This is a genomic window from Streptomyces sp. SAI-127, from assembly GCF_029894425.1.
Taxonomy (GTDB): domain Bacteria; phylum Actinomycetota; class Actinomycetes; order Streptomycetales; family Streptomycetaceae; genus Streptomyces.
The window spans coordinates 7,995,027-8,012,810 of sequence record NZ_JARXYJ010000001.1; the positions used below are offsets into that span (position 1 = coordinate 7,995,027).

14 protein-coding genes and 1 pseudogene are annotated in these 17,784 nt (G+C 72.9%); 9 read left to right on the forward strand and 6 right to left on the reverse strand.

Annotated elements, in window-relative coordinates; genetic code table 11:
• Nucleotides 1-44: 44 nt before the first annotated feature.
• The 7 genes and pseudogenes from M2157_RS36725 (at nucleotide 45) to M2157_RS36755 (ending at nucleotide 8,831) form a co-directional block, all read left to right on the forward strand.
• The gene (locus M2157_RS36725; RefSeq protein WP_280867361.1) at nucleotides 45-836 is read left to right on the forward strand and encodes a PIG-L family deacetylase; all 792 of its coding nucleotides are present in this window, start codon (nucleotides 45-47) and stop codon (nucleotides 834-836) included.
• A 25-nt stretch (nucleotides 837-861) separates the two neighbouring features.
• Nucleotides 862-1,953 carry an amidohydrolase family protein gene (locus M2157_RS36730; RefSeq protein ID WP_280867362.1) on the forward strand — a complete coding sequence of 364 codons (1,092 nt, stop codon included), beginning with the start codon at nucleotides 862-864 and terminating at the stop codon, nucleotides 1,951-1,953.
• A gap of 286 nt (nucleotides 1,954-2,239) precedes the next feature.
• Nucleotides 2,240-3,094 carry an ABC transporter permease subunit gene (locus M2157_RS36735; RefSeq protein ID WP_280858971.1) on the forward strand — a complete coding sequence of 285 codons (855 nt, stop codon included), beginning with the start codon at nucleotides 2,240-2,242 and terminating at the stop codon, nucleotides 3,092-3,094.
• Nucleotides 3,091-3,978, forward strand: coding sequence for a carbohydrate ABC transporter permease (locus tag M2157_RS36740; protein WP_280856766.1), 888 nt, complete (start codon nucleotides 3,091-3,093; stop codon nucleotides 3,976-3,978). The genes M2157_RS36735 and M2157_RS36740 overlap by 4 nt, the downstream gene beginning before the upstream one ends.
• A 196-nt stretch (nucleotides 3,979-4,174) precedes the next feature.
• Nucleotides 4,175-5,812 carry an extracellular solute-binding protein gene (locus M2157_RS36745; RefSeq protein ID WP_280867363.1) on the forward strand — a complete coding sequence of 546 codons (1,638 nt, stop codon included), beginning with the start codon at nucleotides 4,175-4,177 and terminating at the stop codon, nucleotides 5,810-5,812.
• 43 nt (nucleotides 5,813-5,855) lie between these two features.
• Entirely contained in the window at nucleotides 5,856-6,929 is a 1,074-nt protein-coding gene (locus M2157_RS36750) for a LacI family DNA-binding transcriptional regulator (RefSeq protein WP_280867364.1), read from the forward strand.
• Nucleotides 6,926-8,831, forward strand: a pseudogene (locus tag M2157_RS36755) (DUF2264 domain-containing protein). The gene M2157_RS36750 and the pseudogene M2157_RS36755 overlap by 4 nt, the downstream one beginning before the upstream one ends.
• Here the strand turns inward: M2157_RS36755 and cobC are convergent.
• Genes cobC through cobM form a run of 6 tightly spaced genes read right to left on the reverse strand, consistent with a single transcriptional unit; the run spans nucleotide 8,779 to nucleotide 15,078 of the window.
• Nucleotides 8,779-9,849, reverse strand: coding sequence for an Rv2231c family pyridoxal phosphate-dependent protein CobC (gene cobC, locus M2157_RS36760; RefSeq protein ID WP_280867365.1), 1,071 nt, complete (start codon nucleotides 9,847-9,849; stop codon nucleotides 8,779-8,781). The pseudogene M2157_RS36755 and the gene cobC overlap by 53 nt on opposite strands.
• Nucleotides 9,839-10,768 (reverse strand): sirohydrochlorin chelatase, encoded by a 930-nt coding sequence (locus tag M2157_RS36765; RefSeq protein WP_280856762.1) that lies wholly within the window; start codon nucleotides 10,766-10,768, stop codon nucleotides 9,839-9,841. The genes cobC and M2157_RS36765 overlap by 11 nt, the downstream gene beginning before the upstream one ends.
• A complete protein-coding gene (locus tag M2157_RS36770; RefSeq protein WP_280856761.1) occupies nucleotides 10,765-11,355 on the reverse strand; it encodes a precorrin-8X methylmutase in 591 nt (196 codons plus the stop codon). Before M2157_RS36770 ends, M2157_RS36765 begins: the two co-directional genes overlap by 4 nt.
• The gene (cobJ, locus tag M2157_RS36775; RefSeq protein WP_280856760.1) at nucleotides 11,352-13,034 is read right to left on the reverse strand and encodes a precorrin-3B C(17)-methyltransferase; all 1,683 of its coding nucleotides are present in this window, start codon (nucleotides 13,032-13,034) and stop codon (nucleotides 11,352-11,354) included. Before cobJ ends, M2157_RS36770 begins: the two co-directional genes overlap by 4 nt.
• Nucleotides 13,031-14,260, reverse strand: coding sequence for a precorrin-6y C5,15-methyltransferase (decarboxylating) subunit CbiE (cbiE, locus tag M2157_RS36780; RefSeq protein ID WP_280867366.1), 1,230 nt, complete (start codon nucleotides 14,258-14,260; stop codon nucleotides 13,031-13,033). The genes cobJ and cbiE overlap by 4 nt, the downstream gene beginning before the upstream one ends.
• Complete coding sequence (gene cobM, locus M2157_RS36785) at nucleotides 14,257-15,078, reverse strand: precorrin-4 C(11)-methyltransferase (RefSeq protein WP_280856758.1); 822 nt, start codon at nucleotides 15,076-15,078, stop codon at nucleotides 14,257-14,259. Before cobM ends, cbiE begins: the two co-directional genes overlap by 4 nt.
• Nucleotides 15,079-15,395: 317 nt before the next feature.
• Here cobM and M2157_RS36790 point away from each other — a divergent pair, with 317 nt between their 5' ends.
• Nucleotides 15,396-17,018 (forward strand): transposase, encoded by a 1,623-nt coding sequence (locus tag M2157_RS36790; protein ID WP_280867367.1) that lies wholly within the window; start codon nucleotides 15,396-15,398, stop codon nucleotides 17,016-17,018.
• Between the two features lie 27 nt (nucleotides 17,019-17,045).
• On the forward strand, nucleotides 17,046-17,774 hold the full coding sequence (locus tag M2157_RS36795; protein ID WP_280867368.1) for a ZIP family metal transporter: 729 nt from the start codon (nucleotides 17,046-17,048) through the stop codon (nucleotides 17,772-17,774).
• The last annotated feature ends 10 nt before the right edge of the window (nucleotides 17,775-17,784 follow it).

Sequence of the window (17,784 nt, forward strand, 5' to 3'; positions counted from 1 at the left end):
CGTTCCCCTGTCGCTCGACGCCGGACAACCGCCATCATTCGGGCATGACGACTCTCGACGACACGGGCGGCTTCGGAGCGGGCGGCACCCTGGCCCCGCTGCCGGAGGACTGGGAGCGCTGCCTCGCTGTGGCGGCGCACCCGGACGACATCGAGTACGGGACGGCGTCCGCGGTGGCCCGCTGGACAGCGCAGGGCAAGCGGGTCACGTATCTGCTGGCCACCCGCGGCGAGGCGGGCATCGACGGGCTGCACCCGGACCGGGCGGCCCCCCTGCGCGAGGCCGAGGAGCGGGCGGGCGCGCGTGAAGTGGGCGTGGACACCGTGGAGTTCCTCGACCACCGCGACGGGATGATCGAGGAGGGCCCGCTCCTGCGCCGCGACATCGTGCGGATCATCCGCCGGCACCGGCCCGAGGTCGTGGTGACGGGGGCGTACACCGTGCGGATGGTCGCCGGGGTGGTCAACCAGGCCGACCACCGCGTGGTGGGCCTGGCCGCGCTCGACGCGGCACGCGACGCCGGCAACCGGTGGATCTTCCCGGAACTCGCCGACGAGGGCCTCGAGCCCTGGGGCGGCGTCCGCTTCGTGGCCGTCGCCGGCACCGACCGCCCCACCCACGGCGTGGACGTCTCCGGCGAACCCCTGGAGCGGGGCATCGCCTCCCTGTCGGCGCACGCCGAGTACACCAAGGGCCTGGGGACCGGAGCCTTCGAGCCGCGCCCCTTCCTGACCTGGGCGGCCCGGCAGGGCGGACCCGCCCTCGGCGTCGAGGCGGCGGTCCTCTTCGACGTCCACCAGCTCGCCTTCGAGGGACCACCGCCCTGGGAGCAGTGACCTTCCCCTGGCTAGGGTGCGGTGCATGAACGATCGCACGGTGCTGCACGTGAAGGGCCGGATCCTGGCCGGCCCCGAGGACGTCCGGGACGAGCTGTGGGTGGTCGACGGGCGGATCTCCTACGACCGCCCCGTCGCCGCCCGTGACATCCGCACGGTGTCGGGCTGGGCGCTGCCCGGTCTGGTGGACGCGCACTGCCATGTGGGTCTGGGCCCGCACGGCCCGGTCGACCAGGACGTGGCCGAGAAGCAGGCCCTGGCCGACCGGGAGGCCGGCACCCTGCTGATCCGCGACGCCGGGTCACCCTCCGACACGCGGTGGGTGGACGACCGCGAGGACCTGCCGAAGATCATCAGGGCCGGTCGGCACATCGCCCGCACCCGCCGCTACATCCGCGACTACGCCTGGGAGATCGAGCCCGCGGACCTCGTCGCGTACGTCGCGCAGGAGGCCCGGCGGGGTGACGGCTGGGTCAAGCTGGTCGGCGACTGGATCGACCGCGAGGTGGGCGACCTGGCCCCCAACTGGCCCCGGGACGCCATCGAGGCGGCGATCGCGGAGGCCCACCGCCTGGGCGCCCGGGTCACCGCGCACTGCTTCGCCGAGAACTCCCTGAAGGACCTGGTCGAGTCCGGCATCGACTGCGTCGAACACGCGACGGGCCTCACGGAGGACCTGATCCCGCTGTTCGTCTCCCGGGGCGTCGCGATCGTGCCGACCCTGGTCAACATCGCGACCTTCCCGAAGCTCGCGGACGGCGGCGAGTCCAGGTTCCCCCGCTGGTCCGCCCATATGCGCCGGCTCCACGAACGCCGCTACGACACCGTACGGAACGCCTACGACGCCGGCATCCCGGTCTACGTCGGCACGGACGCGGGCGGCACCCTCCCGCACGGCCTGGTCGCGGCGGAGGTCGCGGAACTGGTGACGGCCGGCATCCCCCCGCTTCAGGCCCTGTCGGCGACGGCATGGGGTGCCCGGAAGTGGCTGGGACGCCCCGGCCTTGAAGAGGGCGCCGCCGCGGACCTGGTGGTGTACGAACGGGACCCGCGCACGGACGTACGCGTCCTGGCGAACCCGCTCCGGATCGTGCTGAACGGCCGGGTGGTGCAGTAGGCCCCGGGCCGCCGCGCGGCATTCTCCCGGATGGCACAGCGGCGGTAGTGGCCGTGGTGAGCGTCCTCCTGGCGCGCCGCCCCAACGGCTGACTGAGAGCGCTTTCACTCGCGTTCACGCGTGAGAGTACCCACCTGACCTGCGTCAACTCACCAGCTTTGTCAGAACTGTTGACCCATGCATGAAAGCGCTTTAACTTCCTCTTCGGTCTGACCCACCAGGAAGAGGGAGAGCCTTGGCAGTCGTACGACGAAAACGCTTCCAGAGCAGAGCTCTTTTCCTGCTGATGCTGCCCGGCCTCGCCTACTTCCTGCTCTTCCACTACGGCGCGCTGGTCGGCAACGTCATCGCGTTCAAGGAGTACGTCCCCTTCGACGGCCTGTGGGGCAGCCCCTGGACCGGACTCGGCAACTTCCGGCGGATGTTCGAGGACACCGCGTTCTGGGACTCGGTGCTCAACACCGTCTGGATCGCCGTCCTCCAACTCGTCTTCTACTTCCCGGTCCCGCTCGGCCTCGCCCTGCTGCTGCACAGCCTCACCCGGAGCAGCGTCCGCCGGTTCGTGCAGTCGGTCGCCTATCTCCCGCACTTCATCTCATGGGTGATCGTCGTCGCCCTCTTCCAGCAGCTGCTCGGCGACACCGGACTGCTCAACTCCGGCCTGGACGGCATGGGGTTGCACACCGTCGACATCATCGGCAACCCCGACGCCTTCAAGCCGCTCGTCGTCGCCCAGGTCATCTGGAAGGACGCCGGGTGGGGCACGATCATCTTCCTCGCCGCCCTCGCCCAGGTCGACGAGCAGCAGTACGAGGCCGCCGCGATCGACGGAGCGGGCCCCTGGCGGCGCTTCTGGCACGTCACCCTGCCCGCCATCCGCCCGGTGATCGTGCTGCTGCTGATCATGCGGCTCGGCGACATCCTCTCGGTCGGTTTCGAGCAGATGCTGCTCCAGCGCGACGCGGTGGGCCCCGAGGCCTCCGAGATCATCGACACCTTCGTCTACTACCAGGGCATCGTCGGCGGCGACTACGGATTCGCCGCCGCCGCGGGCCTGTTCAAGGGCGTCGTCGGCGCCCTTCTCGTCTACGCCGCCAACAAGGTCGCCCACCGCCTCGGCGAACAGGGGGTCTACAAGTGAGTGCCCAGGCCCGTCCGGGATGGATGGAGAAACCGAAGCCGGTCACGCAGGCCGCGAAGGCGGTGGCCCTGGTTGCCGTCGTGCTGCTGGTCTGTGTGCCGTTCCTCGTCATCGTGTCGACCTCGCTCGCCTCCACCGAGGAGGTCGTCGACAACGGGGGCTGGGTGCTGTGGCCCACCGAACCCTCGCTCAAGGCCTATCGCGACATCCTCGACGGCGGCATCGTCACCCACGCACTGGGCGTCAGCGTCGGCGTCACGGTCGTGGGGACCCTGCTGAGCCTCCTGTGCACGGTCACCCTCGCCTACGCCCTCGCCCGCCCCGGGGTCTTCGGCGGCCGGCCGGTACTCCTCCTGGTCCTGTTCACCTTCCTCTTCCCGCCCGGCATGATCCCGAGCTTCCTGCTGGTCAAGGAGCTCGGCCTGCTGGACAGTTACGCCTCGCTGGTCCTGCCCGTCCTGGTCAACGTCTTCAACCTGGTCGTCCTGCGCGGGTTCTTCCAGGGCATCCCCGACGAGCTCTACGAGGCCGCGCGCCTCGACGGGGCGGGGGACCTGCGGGTGCTGGTCTCCGTCGTACTGCCACTGTCCAAGGCCGCGTTGGCCGTCGTGGGGCTCTTCTACGCGGTGGCCTACTGGAACTCCTGGTTCTACGCCTCCCTCTACCTGGAGAGCGACCACTGGCCCCTCCAACAGGTGCTGCGCACCTACGTGGTGGCCGGATCCGGGCTCACCGACGCCACCACCGGCGAGGGCACCGTCACCGCCCCGCAGACCGTGCAGATGGCGGTCCTCGTGATCGCCACCGTGCCGATCCTTCTGATCTACCCCTTCCTCCAGAAGTACTTCACCAAGGGCGTGCTCACCGGCGCCATCAAGAGCTGACGTCGGGGGTGTCATTTTGATCAGCTCGTCGTGGTCATCGGCCCCTTCCTCCGCCTTGCAGCTGCACGCTCCCCACTCTCGGCTTCGCTCGAGCGGGGGGACCCCATGGCCCCGGTCGGGTCAGCCAACAAGCACCGTTCCGCACAGCCGACCTGATCCACATGACACGCCCAAGCCGACACGAGGTGATTCACCCATGCCCAGCCTGTCCCGACGCACCCTGCTGCTGTCCGCGGCGGCGGCCTCCGTCTCCGGTGCGCTGACCGCCTGCTCCACCGGCTCCGGCGACAGCGATGTCTCCAACGCGGGCAAGAAGCTGGCCCCCTGGCCCGCGTACAAGGCCGCGAGCGGGCCCAAGCCGGACCTCGCCCCCACCGAGGCGGGCGTCCAGGCCGGATACACCGCCTACCCCGCCGACCTCGTCAGGTCCGTGTCCCGTACGCCCGGCGACGGCTCGACCGTCAAGGTCATGTCGGTGTCCTTCGGCACCCCGCCCAAGCCGGCCTCCGCGAACCGGTTCTGGGCGGCCGTCGAGAAGGCGCTGGGCGTGAAGATCGAGTACACGATCGTCTCCCAGGCCGACTACCAGAAGAAGATGGCCACCGTCATGGCGGGCGACCCCGACACCCTGCCCGACATCATCAACCTGTTCTCCGGCTTCGTCCTGCCCCGCGAGGCGGAGTTCGTACAGCGACGGGCCGAGGACCTCACGCCGTACCTCTCCGGCGAGGCGGTCACCGCATACCCGAACCTCGCCGGGATCCCCACCCACGCCTGGCAGGACATGGGCCGCGTCGGCGGCCGCATCTACGGCATCCCGCTCGAACGCCCGCTGCCCGGCTCCACCCTCTGGCTCAACCAGGGCATGTTCACCGACGCCGGCATGAAGGAGGGCTGGACCTCCGAGGACTTCGCCGCCGTCGCCCAGCGGGCCACCAGCGGCCGCACCTACGCCCTCGGGGCCGCCAACGGCTCCCTGTTCGGCAACGCCGTGCACGCCGCCGCCCACCACGCGCCCAACGAGTGGGCCGTCACCAAGGACGGCACCTTCCAGCACTGTGCCGCGGACGAACGCTACAAGGCGGCCATCGCCTACCAGGCCAGGCTCCGCAAGAGCGGCTCCTACTACCCGGACTCGACGTCCGTCTCCCAGATCGACCTCACCACGCTCTACTACAACGGCACCGTCGGCTCCATGCAGGACGGCTTCGGCGCCTACCTCCCCAAGTACCGTGAGTCCCAGGGCAAGCTGACCCCGGCCGCGGCCCTCCCGTACAGCGTGGACGGCAAGCCCGGCGGAATCGTCGCCGCCCGCCGCTCCTTCGGCTACACCGTCCTGAAGAAGGCCAAGAAGGAGCGCGTCGAGCTCCTCCTGCGCATCCTCGACTACCTCGCCGCCCCCTTCGGCAGCCAGGAGTGGGAGCTCGTCCACTACGGCGTCGAGGGCACCCACTTCACCCGCGGCAAGGACGGCTCCCCCGAGCCCACCGAGCTCGGCGAGGTCGAGAACAACACCAACCTGCCGCTGAAGTACCTCGCCGAAGGCCCGCAGGTGCTGTTCGTGCCGGGCATGCCGGATGCCGTACGGGCCCTGCACTCCTGGCAGCAGAAGGTCGTGCCGTACGCCATCCGCAACGCCTCCAACGGCCTGCAGTCCCGCACCAAGAACGCCCAGGGCACCACGCTCAAGGCGCTGCTCGACGACGCCGTCACCGGGATCGTGGCCGGGCGGCTGCCGCTGTCGGAGTGGGACGCGGTGGTCAAGAAGTGGCGTGCCCAGGGCGGCGACAGAATGGCCGGGGAGTTCGCGAAGGACTACGCGGCCAATACGTGAGGCGCCGCCCGAGGAACAGGAGACGCGGGGGATGGAGAACGACATGACGGACACGGGGTCCAGGCGGCGGGTCACGATCCGTGAGGTCGCCGAGCGCGCGGGGGTGTCGATGGCGACGGCCTCGCGCGCGCTCAGCGGCAACCATCCGGTGCCGGCCGCGACCCGGGCCCGTGTCCTGCGTGCCGCCCGCGATCTCGACTACGTCGCCAACGCGCACGCCCGGGCGCTGGTCGGCGGGGGCCGCAAGATGGCCGCCGTCGTGGTCCGGCAGGTCACCAGCCCGTTCTACGCCCAGGTCGCCGAGGGAGTGGAGGCAGAGGCCGCCGACCGCGGGTGGCTGTGCGTGGTCGGGGCGACCGGCGGGGATCCGCAGCGGGAGATGGAGTTCGTGCAACTGATGCGGGAGGAGGGGGCCCGGCTGGTGATCCTCGTCGGCGGGGTCGTCGAGGACGAGGCGTATCGCTCGCGCGTGACCCACTACGCGCAGGCCCTCGACTCCTCCGGGGCGCGGCTGGTGCTGTGCGGCCGTCCGGCCCCGGATCCCGACATCCCGGCGCTGGTCGTCGAGTTCGACAACGAGGCGGGGGCCCGGGCGATCACCGGGCACCTGCTGTCCGCGGGGCACCGGCGGATCGTCTTTCTCGGCGGGCTGCCCGGGAACACCGCCCTCGACGCGCGCGTCGCGGGATACCGGGCCGCGCTCGCCGAGCACGGACTGCCCCCGGCCGCCGCGCGGGTCGTCGACTGCGGCCTCGGGCGGGCGGCGGGGTTGCGGGCGATGGCCGAACTGCTCAAGGAGACCAGGGAGTTCACGGCGGTGGTCGCCGGGGACGACATGGTCGCGGCGGGGGCGTTGCGTGCCATCGCCGACGCCGGGCTCGGGGTGCCGGCGGACATCTCCGTCGTCGGCTACAACGACATCCCGCTCGCCGAGGACTTCAACCCGCCGTTGACGACGGTCCGGACGCCCGCCGAGGAACTCGGCCGCGCCGCCGTACGCATCGCCCTGCGCGACCCCGAACACGCCGCCGGGAGCCGTCATCTGCTGGGCACCCACATCGTCGTACGCAAAAGCGTCGCCCCACCACCGACCGACGGAGGACTCACCCCCGTATGACCGCGCCGCATGTGTCGCCCCCCGACGACCCGACGCACCACCCCCATCTCCCGCCCACCGACCCCCTCCTGTCCCCCCTCACCGGCTGGACCCGGGCCCACTGGGAAGCCGTCGCCGACCGGCTGCTCGACGGGCTCCTGCCCTACGCCACCCCGGGGTTCGCCCAGTACCGGCTGCCCGGCCCGCCCAGTCACTCCGGGGCCTGGTCCGACGGCCTCGAGGGGTTCGCGCGGTCCTTCCTGCTCGCGGCCTTCCGGATCGCCGGGTCGGCGGGGCGGGTCGGCCCCGCGCTCGTCGAGCGGTACGCCGCCGGACTCGCCGCCGGCACCGACCCGCACCACCCCGAGCACTGGCCGGCGATCACCGACCGTGCCCAGCCGATGGTGGAGGCGGCCTCGATCGCCCTCGCCCTGCACGAGTCCCGGCCCTGGCTGTGGGACCGGCTCGACGACAAGGTGCGGGCCCGGGTGACCGAGTGGCTCGGCCGGTTCGTCGGGGCGACCGCCAACGACTCCAACTGGCGGCTCTTCCAGGTGATCACGGAGGAGTTCCTGGCCTCCGTCGGCGCCCCGCACAGCCGGGAGGAGATCGACGCGGGCCTCGCCCGGCTGGACGACTGGTACCGGGGCGGCGGCTGGTACACCGACGGCGACGGGAAGAAGTTCGACTACTACAACGCCTGGGCGCTGCACCTGTACCCGGTGCTGTGGGCCCGGATCGCGGGACCGCGCGCCGACCCGGGGACCGTGTCCCGTCACCGCGACCGGCTGCGGGAGTTCCTCGGCGTCCACCAGTACTTCTTCGGCTCCGACGGCGCCCCCGTCCACCAGGGCCGCTCCCTCACCTACCGGTTCGCGGCCGCCGCCCCGCTCTGGGCGGGAGCCCTCGCCGACGCCACCCCGCTGCCGCCCGGCGTCACCCGCCGCCTGGCCTCCGGCACTCTGAAGCACTTCGCCGAGCGGGGCGCCCCCGACGAGCGCGGCCTGCTCACCCTCGGCTGGTACCGGCCGTTCGGGGGAGTGCTCCAGCGCTACTCGGGCCCCGCCTCCCCGTACTGGGCGAGCAAGGCGTTCCTCGGCCTGCTGCTGCCCGCGGACCACCCCGTGTGGACGGCCCCCGAGGAGCCCGGCCCCGTCGACACCAGCGACACCGTCCTCGCCCTGCCCGCCCCCGGCTGGCTGCTCCACTCGACCGCTTCCGACGGCATCGTCCGCCTCGTCAACCACGGCACCGACCGCCTGCCGCCCCCGCCCGCGGCCGACGACGACAGCCCGCACTACGCCAAGCTCGCCTACTCCACCGCCACCGCCCCCGAGACCCCCCTCGGCCCCGACAACCACCTCGCCCTGCTCGCCCCCGACGGCACCCCGTCCCCCCGCGGCCGTATCCACCCGCTGCACTGCGAAGGCCGCAGGGCCGCCTCTTGGCACCTCGCACTCGGGCACCGTGTCGAGACGGTGAGCGTGGTGCACGGGCCGTGGGAGGTACGCGTGCACCGCATCCCGGTGAACGACGTCCCGGTGCGGGAAGGGGGGGTGGGCCCTCGCCGACGACAGCGGGCCGCCGATCGCCGAGTCCGGGCCCGGCTGGGCGCGGGTCCGCCGGGCCGCGGACGGACTGACGAGCACCGTCGTCGGCCTGTACGGCTGGGGCGAGGCCGACGGCACGGTCGTGGCGGCCGAGGACACCAACGCCTGCGGTCGGTACTCGGCGACCCCCGTCCTCGAAGGCACCGGCGCCCTCCTGGTCACCCTCGTGGCACTCGGCACCGACGTACCGGTCACGGGCGCGGCCGCCACGCTCACCCCGGGCGGCACCGTCGAGATCCGTTTCCCCGACGGCACCCGCCTCAGTACTGGGCCAGCGTCACCGCCTGATCCAGGGCCTGCAGAAAGGAGTTGACCGTCGCCCGGTCCCGCACCGCGAGCCGCAGCCACTCCTCGCCGAGTCCCGGGAACGTGTCCCCGCGCCGCACCGCGAAACCGAGGTCGCGCAGATGCCGTCGTACGACAGCCCCCTTCGGCAGTCGTACGAGAACGAAGGGGCCCTGTGCCGGCTCGACCACCCGGAGCCCGTCCGAGGCGAACTCCCGCAGCCCGGCGACGAGATGGGCCCGGTCGGTGGCCACGCGGTGGGCCGCGTGGGCGGCCTCCGCCAGAGCACGTGGCTCCATGCACGCCAGGGCCGCCGCGAGGGCCGGTGTGGAGACCGGCCACAGCGGCTGGGCCCGCTCCAGGGCGGCGATCGTCTCCGGGGCGGCCAGGACATAGCCGATCCGGAGCCCGGCCAGGCCCCAGGTCTTCGTCAGGCTGCGCAGGACGACGAGTCCGGGCACGTCCGTCCGCCCGGCCAGCGCCTCGCGCTCGCCCGGCACCGCGTCCAGGAACGCCTCGTCCACCACCAATGTCCGCCCAGGACGGGCCAGTTCGGCGATCGTGGCGGCCGGATGCAGGACCGAGGTGGGGTTGGTCGGATTGCCGACGACCACCAGGTCGGCGTCCTCGGGGATCGCCGCCGGGTCGAGCCGGAAGCCGTCCTCCTCCCGCAACAGCACCCGGTCGACCGTGTGCCCGGCATCCCGCAGCGCCGCCTCCGGCTCGGTGAACTGCGGGTGCACCACCACCGCATGACGAATCGTCAGACCCCGGGCGAGCAGCACGAACGCCTCGGCGGCCCCCGCCGTCAGCAGCACCCGCTCCACGGGCACCTCGTGCCGGGCCGCCACCGCCGCCCGCGCCGCACGCCCGTCGGGATAGGCGGCGAGCCCGGCCAGCGATCCGGCGATCCGCTCCCGCAGCCAGACCGGGGGAGTGTCCGCGCGGACGTTCACGGCGAGGTCGGTGAGCCGCGCCCCGTCGTCCCGCACCTCGGCGTCGCCGTGGTGCCGCAGGTCGTGGCCGCCGGCTCGGTCAGTGCGCATGGGTGTGGGCGCCGGCGTGGTGGCCGTGGTGGTGATGGTGGCCGTCGTCGTCCGGGTGGAAGTGCGGCTGCTGGGGCAGCCCCACCTTGTCCTCGAAGCCCGGCAGCGCGATGCGATACACGCACGAGTCGCAGTTCATCCGCAGGTCGCCCTTGACGGCCTCCTCGTACCGCTCCATCACCAGGTCGAGCAGCTCCGGCTCCGGACCGATGACCTCCGCCGAGCGCACCTCGACCTCCGGATGCGCGGCCGCCCAGCCCTCGGTCTGCTGCTTCACCCGGTCCGGCAGGATCCCGGTGAACAGGAAGTAGGGCAGCACGACGATCCTGCGCGCCCCCAGCGCCACACACCGGTCGAGCCCGCTCGGCACGTCCGGCGCGGCCAGCGACACGAACGCCGTCTCCACGCCCGCGTATCCGCGCCCCTCCCACAGCAGCCGGGCCGCCTTGTACACCTCGGCGTTGGCGTCGGGATCGGTGGAACCCCGCCCGACGAGCAGCACGGTCACGTCCGCCCGGTCCATCGGGGTGCGCCCCCCGGTCGCGCCCAGCGACTCGTCGAGACGCCGCTCCAGGACGTTCAGCAGCGCCGGGTGCGGGCCCAGCGGACGCCCGTAGGTGTACGAGATCCCCGGGTGACGCTCCTGCTCGCGGGACAGCGCCGCCGGGATGTCGCCCTTGGCGTGCCCGGCGGACACCAGCATCAGCGGTACGGCGGCGAACCGGCGGACGCCCCGTTCCACCAGCTCGGTCACCGCGTCGCCCAGCGGCGGCGGGGAGAGCTCGATGAAGCCGCCCGCGACGGGCAGTTCGGGGTGGCGGGCCCCCAGCTCCCGGACGAAGTCACGGAACGCCTCGGCTCCGGCCTCGTCCCGGGTGCCATGACCGGCGATGAGCAGGGCGGGCGGCGGGGTGGTCACGATGTCTCCTCGGAAGGGTGGGTGGGGTGGTACAGCAGGGCGTTGAGCGCCGCGGAGGCGACCGCCGAACCGCCCTTCTCGGACACGTTGCTCACGGCGGGCAGCCCACTCTCGCGCAACGCGGCCTTGGACTCCACGGCGCCGACGAAGCCGACGGGCAGCCCGATGACGAGCGCCGGGGCCGCGCCCAGGGTCAGCAACTCCTCCAGCGCGGTGGGCGCGTTGCCGATCACCCAGATCGCCCCGGGGCCGACCTGCTCGTGGGCGAGGCGGATGGCGTGGGCCGAACGGGTCAGACCGGGCCCCGACTTCGCGTCCCGCAGCCGGCAGACGGTCTCCCGCCGGGTGATGCCGGCCGCGACCATCTCCACGTCCGTGACGACGGGCGCGCCGGAGTGCAGCGCGGCGTGCGCCTTCTCCAGGTCGCTCTCGTCCATGACCAGATCGGTGGCGTACTCCAGATCGGCGGCGGAGTGGATGACCCTCTCCACCACCGCCCGGGTCAGCGGCGGGAAGTGCGAGGTGTCCAGGCGGGCACGCAGCCGCCGGTAGGACTCCACCTCGATCGGGTGGACGACACGGTTCACTTGGCGCCCTCCTGCCAGCGGTAGCCGCGCGGCGTCACCATGCGCCCCGCGATGTCGCGGGTCGCCGTGTTGCCCACGGTCACGACCGTCATCATGTCGACCGTGGCCGGGTCGAGAGCGGCCAGGGTCGTCAGCCGGGCGGACTCGTCCGGCCGCGACGCGTTCCGTACGACACCGACCGGCGTCGCCGGCTCCCGGTGCCCGGCGAGGATGGCCAGCGCCTTGGGCAGCTGCCAGTCCCGGCCCCGGGAGCGGGGGTTGTAGAAGGTGACCACGATGTCCGCCTCGGCCGCGGCCCGCACCCGCCGCTCGATGACCTCCCACGGCGTGTGCAGGTCGGACAGGCTGATGGACACGTGGTCGTGGCCCAGCGGGGCACCGAGGATCGCGGCCGCCGCGAGCGCGGCCGTGACCCCCGGCACCCCGATCACGTCGATGTCGTCGGAGGCCTCGGCGAGCGCGGGGGAGGCCATCGCGTACACGCCGGCGTCCCCGCTGCCGATGAGCGCGACGGCCTGGCCCTTGCGGGCCTCTTCGACGGCCGTGCGCGCCCGCTCCTCCTCGGCCCCCAGGCCCGACTCCAGGACCCGGGTCCCGGGCCGGAGCAGATCACGGATCTGGTCGACGTACTGGTCGAGCCCGACCAGCACCGAAGCCCGCCGCAACTCCGCCTTCGCGCGGGGCGTGAGCAGGTCCCGGGCGCCGGGACCGAGTCCGACGACCGCGAGCCGGCCGCGCGCGGGACGCCGTACGACAGCGCAGGTCGCCATGGCGGGCCGCGCGGCCGATTTCCGCTTGGGGACGAGGAGTTCACCGCCGCCGATCAGCGCGGCGGCCTCGGCGACGGAAGGGGTGCCCACGGCGGCGAGGGGCGCGTCCGACGGGTTGGGCACCTCGACGGCGGCCAACTCCTCGGCGGAGTGGGTGACCAGGGGCACGCCGAGCCGCTCGGCCGCCGCCACGATCCCCGGCTCCTGAGCCTTGGCGTCCACGGTGGCGAGTTCGGTGACGCTGCGGGCGGACAGCCCTGCCCGGCGCAACGAGTCCTCGATCAACTCCACGATCTCCTCGGTGGGCGCGCCCCTGGAGGCGCCCACGCCGACGACGACGGTGGGCGGGCGCAGCACGACCTCCTGCCCGGAGAGCTCGACGAGCCGGTCCGTGACCCGGATGCCGTACGCCCCCTCCCCGGCGACCGGCAGCGGCGGCAGCGGCCAGCCCGACTCGTTGTGCAGGGCGACGGGTTCCCCGTCCAGCAGCGCCCGTGAGACGGCGGCCACCGCCCCCTCCACCGGCAGCCCGAGCATGTCGAGCCCGGGCACCCCCACCGCGTCGGTCGCCGTCGTCACCACGGGCTCGGCACCCAGCAACTCCCCGGCCTCCCGGGCGAGTTCATTGGCGCCGCCGCCGTGTCCGCCGACCAGGGACACGGCGAACCGCCCGCCCTCGTCGACACACACCACACCCGGGTCGCGGGCCTTGTCGCCGAGCAGCGGCGCGATCAGCCGTACGACCGCCCCCGTGGCCAGGAAACACACGAGCTGCTCGCACTCCGCGAACGCCCGCCGTACGGCGTCGCCCACGGGCCCGTCGTACACGCGCGTACGGTCCGGCCATGCAGCGGCCAGCCGGTCGCGTGCCGCCGCCCCCGCCGCGGTGGCGGAAATGAGGCCGATCACTGAGCAACTCCTTCATGAGAGACGGGGTTTCTGGCACCCCACAGCAGAAAGACCGGATTGGTCGCCGCGAGCCGGGTCACATCCCCGGGCAGCGGTGCGAGGCGGGACGACTGGAGCAGTACGCCGTCGCAGTCGAACCCGGCGTCGGTGAGTGCCGCGCGTACGGCCGGCACCCGGTCGAGCGCGGCCATGGCGACGACGACGCTCCGCCGGGCCCGCCGCGCGCACACGGCGACGATGTCGGGCAGTTCGCGTCCACCACCGCCGACGAACACGGCGTCCGGGTCGTCGAGTTCCGCGAGCGCGTCCGGCGCGGACCCCTGCACGATCCGTACGTCGACCGCGTGGGCGGCCGCGTTGGCGCGGATCCGTTCGACGCCGTCGGGCGCCTTCTCGACCGCGACGACGGCGGCGCCGAGCCGCGCGCACTCCACGGCCACGGACCCGGAGCCCGCGCCGACGTCCCACACCAGATCCCCGAGCCGCGGCCCGAGCCGCGCCAGCGCCAGCGCCCGCACCTCGAACTTGGTGATCATCGAGTCCCGGTGGGTGAACTCGCCCTCCTCCAGGGCCCATCGGACGGGCGGGGCCGCGGGCCCGGCCACCGTGCGCACGGCACCGAGCGCCCGCGACCCGTCGAGACACAGCACGACACTGACCGCCGTACCCCAGTCCCGGGCGGCGGCCTCGGCGGGGGTGACACGCTCGACGCGTTCGTCGTCGGTACCCAGGGCGGAGGCGACGACGAGCACGCGGGTGTGAGCCGTGAGCGCGGCTCCCAGCTCGGCGGGGCCCGCCCCCGGCCCCGTCAGCACCGCCACCTTCGGTCGGGCACGGCACACGTTCACCGCCGTACGGAGATCACGCCCGTGCGCGCTGACCACCACCGCGTCGTCCCACGTCAGTCCGACCCGCGCGAAGGCGGCGGCGACGGAGGAGACCCCGGGCCGCACGTCCAGCGCGGCGGGCCCGAACCGCTCGGCCAGCACCCGCACGATCCCGAAGAACCCGGGGTCACCGGAGGCCAGCACGACCACCCGCCGTTCCTTCTCCAGGTACTCCGCCATGGCGTCGAGGGCGGGAGCCAGCGGCCCGAGCACGATCCGCTCCGCGGCCTCCGGCAGCCGTACGGCATCCAGGTGCCGCCGCCCGCCCACCACCAGTTCGGCGCCGGCCAGGAACTCCTGGGGCGGCGCCCCCGTCCCCGTACCCACGACCGTGATCACGTGCCGGCACCCCGCGCCGCGCGCAGGGCCCGCCGGGCCTCCGGGTCGGCCTTGCGGTACCCGTGGAAGTGACCGGGGTGGTAGAGGTGCGACCGCGTGCCCTCGGAGTCCAGCGCCGGGCCGACCAGGAAGAGCGTGTGCTTCCAGAGCTTGTGCTCCTTGACGGTCTCCTCCAGCGTCTCGATCGTGCACCGCACGACCAGCTCCTCCGGCCAGGTCGCCTGGTAGGCGACGACGACCGGCGTGGAGGTCGGATAGCCGCCCTCTAGCAGCTCCCGCACCAGCTGCCCGCTGCGCGCCGCCGACAGGAAGATCGCCATGGTGGTGCCGTGCTTGGCGAACTCCCGCACCTCCTCGCCGGGCGGCATGGGCGTCTTGCCGCCGCCGAGCCGGGTGAGCACGACGGACTGCGCGACCTCGGGGATGGTCAGCTCGCGCTGCGCGAGCGCGGCGACCGCGGAGAACGCCGAGACACCGGGCACGACCTCGGTCTCGATGCCGATCCGCGCACACCGGTCGAGCTGCTCCTGCGTGCCGCCCCACAGGGCGGGGTCCCCGGAGTGGATCCGGGCGACCTTGAGGCCCTCTTCGCGCGCCCGCCCGTACACCGCGACGACGTCCTCGAGCGACATCGTCGCCGAGTCGAGGATCTCCGCGTCCTCGCGCGCGTGCTCGAGGACCTCCGCCTGCACCAGGCTCGCGGCCCAGATCACGACGTCGGCCTCGGCGATGGCGCGCGCGGCCCGGAACGTCAGCAGATCGGCGGCGCCGGGGCCGGCACCGACGAAGGTCACCTTGCCGGTGGGGGCATCGGCCATGGGAATCGGTCCTCTCGTTGCAAAAGGTGTCAAGGGTGTCGCCGGTGCGATGGCCGGATGTGCGCGGACGGGGGTTCGGAACAGCTGGCGACGTAGTGAGCAGGAGTGGGTTCGGGTGAGTGTGAGGGAGCGCCGGGGCCGGATGTGCGGGGCCGGTCGTCCGTGGTGTGCCGGAGGTTTTCGCTGCTGCCAAGGGGGGTGTCTGCGGTCGAGGCCCTGGGGGGAACGAGTGTTCTTGGGGCGAATGGGTGACCTTTGCGGGTGGTGCTCGTTGACTGCGGTGACGGGGGGCTCGAACCGCGGGCGGGGGTGAAGGGGTGAGCGGGCTGCGGGAGCCGGCGGCGTCGTTTGTGGTGCCCGCTCCGGCCGGGGTGGCTGTCCGGGACCGGCTGCGGGCGTCTGAGGCGGATGCGGCGGTGCTCACCGAGGTCGGTGTCTACTTGGGGTCGCTGGCGGCCGGGGATCTCGCGGAGCGCTCCCGGCAGGGGCTGGCGCATGATGCGGCCTCCTGGGCGGTGCGCAAGCGAGAGCTGACGGGGAGGTCGTCGGGGCGCTGGGCGGGCAGTATCACCAAGGCCAGCCATGACCAGTGGGCGCTGGCCCGGCGTGGGCAGGCCGCCCACATGGCCTGGCTGCGGGGGCAGATCGCCTCCATCGAGGCGCGGCTGGCCCGGCCGCTCGGTGCGAACGCCGACAAGCGCGCGGGGTTGGTGCGCGGGTATGCCTGGCGGGGCGAGTGGCATGCCAAGTCCCGCCGCCTGCAGACGCTGAAGGACCGGCTGGCGGTGGTGGAGGCGGACCGGGTGCGTGTGGTGCGCGGCGGCAAACGCCTCGCCAACACCCGCCACCACCTTGCGGCGGCCGGACTGGACGAGCAGGCCTGGCGGGAACGGTGGCCGGCCGAGCGGATGTTCCTGGCCGCCGACGGGGAGTCCGGCAAACGCTTCGGCAACGAGACGATCCGCGTCACCGACACCGGACAGCTCTCCCTCAAGCTCCCCGCTCCGCTGGCCCATCTGGCGAACGCGGCGCACGGTCGGTATGTGCTGGACGCGGCCGTGGTGTTCAAGCACCGGGGTCAGGAGTGGCTGGATCGGATCACTGTCAACCGGGCGGTCGCCTACCGCATCCACCACGATCCGGCACGGGGGCGCTGGTACATCACCGCGTCCTGGCAGCGGGCCGCCGCTCCCGTCCTGCCGTTGGAAGCGGCCCTGGCGCGGGGGGTGGTGGGAGTGGACATGAACGACGACCACCTCGCCGCCTGGCACCTCGATGTGCACGGCAACCCGGTCGGCGAACCGCAGCGCTACTTCTACGACCTCACCGGCAGTACCCAGCACCGGGACGCGCAGATCCGGCACGCGCTGAGCAGGCTGCTGCACCACGCCCGCCGCTGCGGGGCTGCCGCGATCGCCATCGAGGACCTCGACTTCACCGACGGCACCAGCCGCGAGAAGCACGGCCGCAACAAGCGATTCCGCCGCCTCATCTCCCGCTTCCCGACCGCGAAGCTCAGGGCCCGGCTGGTGTCGATGGCCGCCGAGCAGGACATCGCCGTCGTCGCGGTCGACCCCGCCTACACCAGCCGCTGGGGCGCGCAGCACTGGCAGCAGCCTCTCACCACGACAACCCGCAAGATTTCCCGGCACGATGCGGCGAGCATCGCGATCGGGCGACGCGCCCTCGGGCATCCGATCCGGCGACGGACGACACCGCCCCCGCCCCACCAGAGTGATGGTGCGGGGCATCGGACCGTCCAGGCCCGACCGGACACCCGGCGGCGCGAGGGAACCCGCCCCCACGTTCTCGGACCGCGCACCGGATGCGCGCCGCCGGGCCGTGGAGCGAAAGCGGGCGACCAGGGTGCCCAACGCCGTTCGGAGCACCCGGCTGAGCATGCGTTCTGGCAACAGGACTCACTCCCGCTCAGTTTTTAGGAACGGTTGATCGGATACCAAGGCTCTATGGCGGTCTTCGTCGCGCTCGGCGCGTTCCTGATGACGCTGGCCGGCGGCTGGACGGCGCAGCGGGTGACCGACCGCCGGCATCTGGTCCTCGGACTGGCCGGCGGCCTGATGCTCGGCGTGGTCGGCCTGGACCTGCTGCCGGAGGCGCTGCACGCGGCCGGCGACGAGGTCTTCGGCGTCCCCGCGGCCCTGCTCCTCTTCGTGGCCGGCTTCCTGCTGGCCCATCTGGTGGAACGTCTGCTGGCCGCCCGTCAGGCGGCGCACGGCGGCGAGGAGAGGAACGGCCGGGCGCCCGAGGTCGGCCTCACCGCGGCGGCCGCGATGGTCGGCCACAGCGCCATGGACGGCGTGGCGATCGGCGCGGCCTTCCAGGTGGGCGGCGGCATGGGCACCGCGGTCGCGCTCGCCGTCGTGGCCCACGACTTCGCGGACGGCTTCAACACGTACACGATCACGAGCCTGTACGGGAACGCCCGCCGCAGAGCGCTGGGGATGCTCTTCGCGGACGCGGCGGCCCCGGTGGTGGGCGCCGCCTCCACGTCGTTCGTGACCATCCCGGAGGGTCTGCTCGGCGGCTACCTCGGTCTCTTCGGCGGCGCGCTCCTCTATCTCGCGGCGGCCGAGATCCTCCCCGAGGCCCACCACGAACACCCCGCCCGCTCGACCCTGCTGTGCACCGTCGCGGGCGTGGGTTTCATCTGGCTGGTGGTGGGCCTGTCCGGCTGATCCGGCGGCT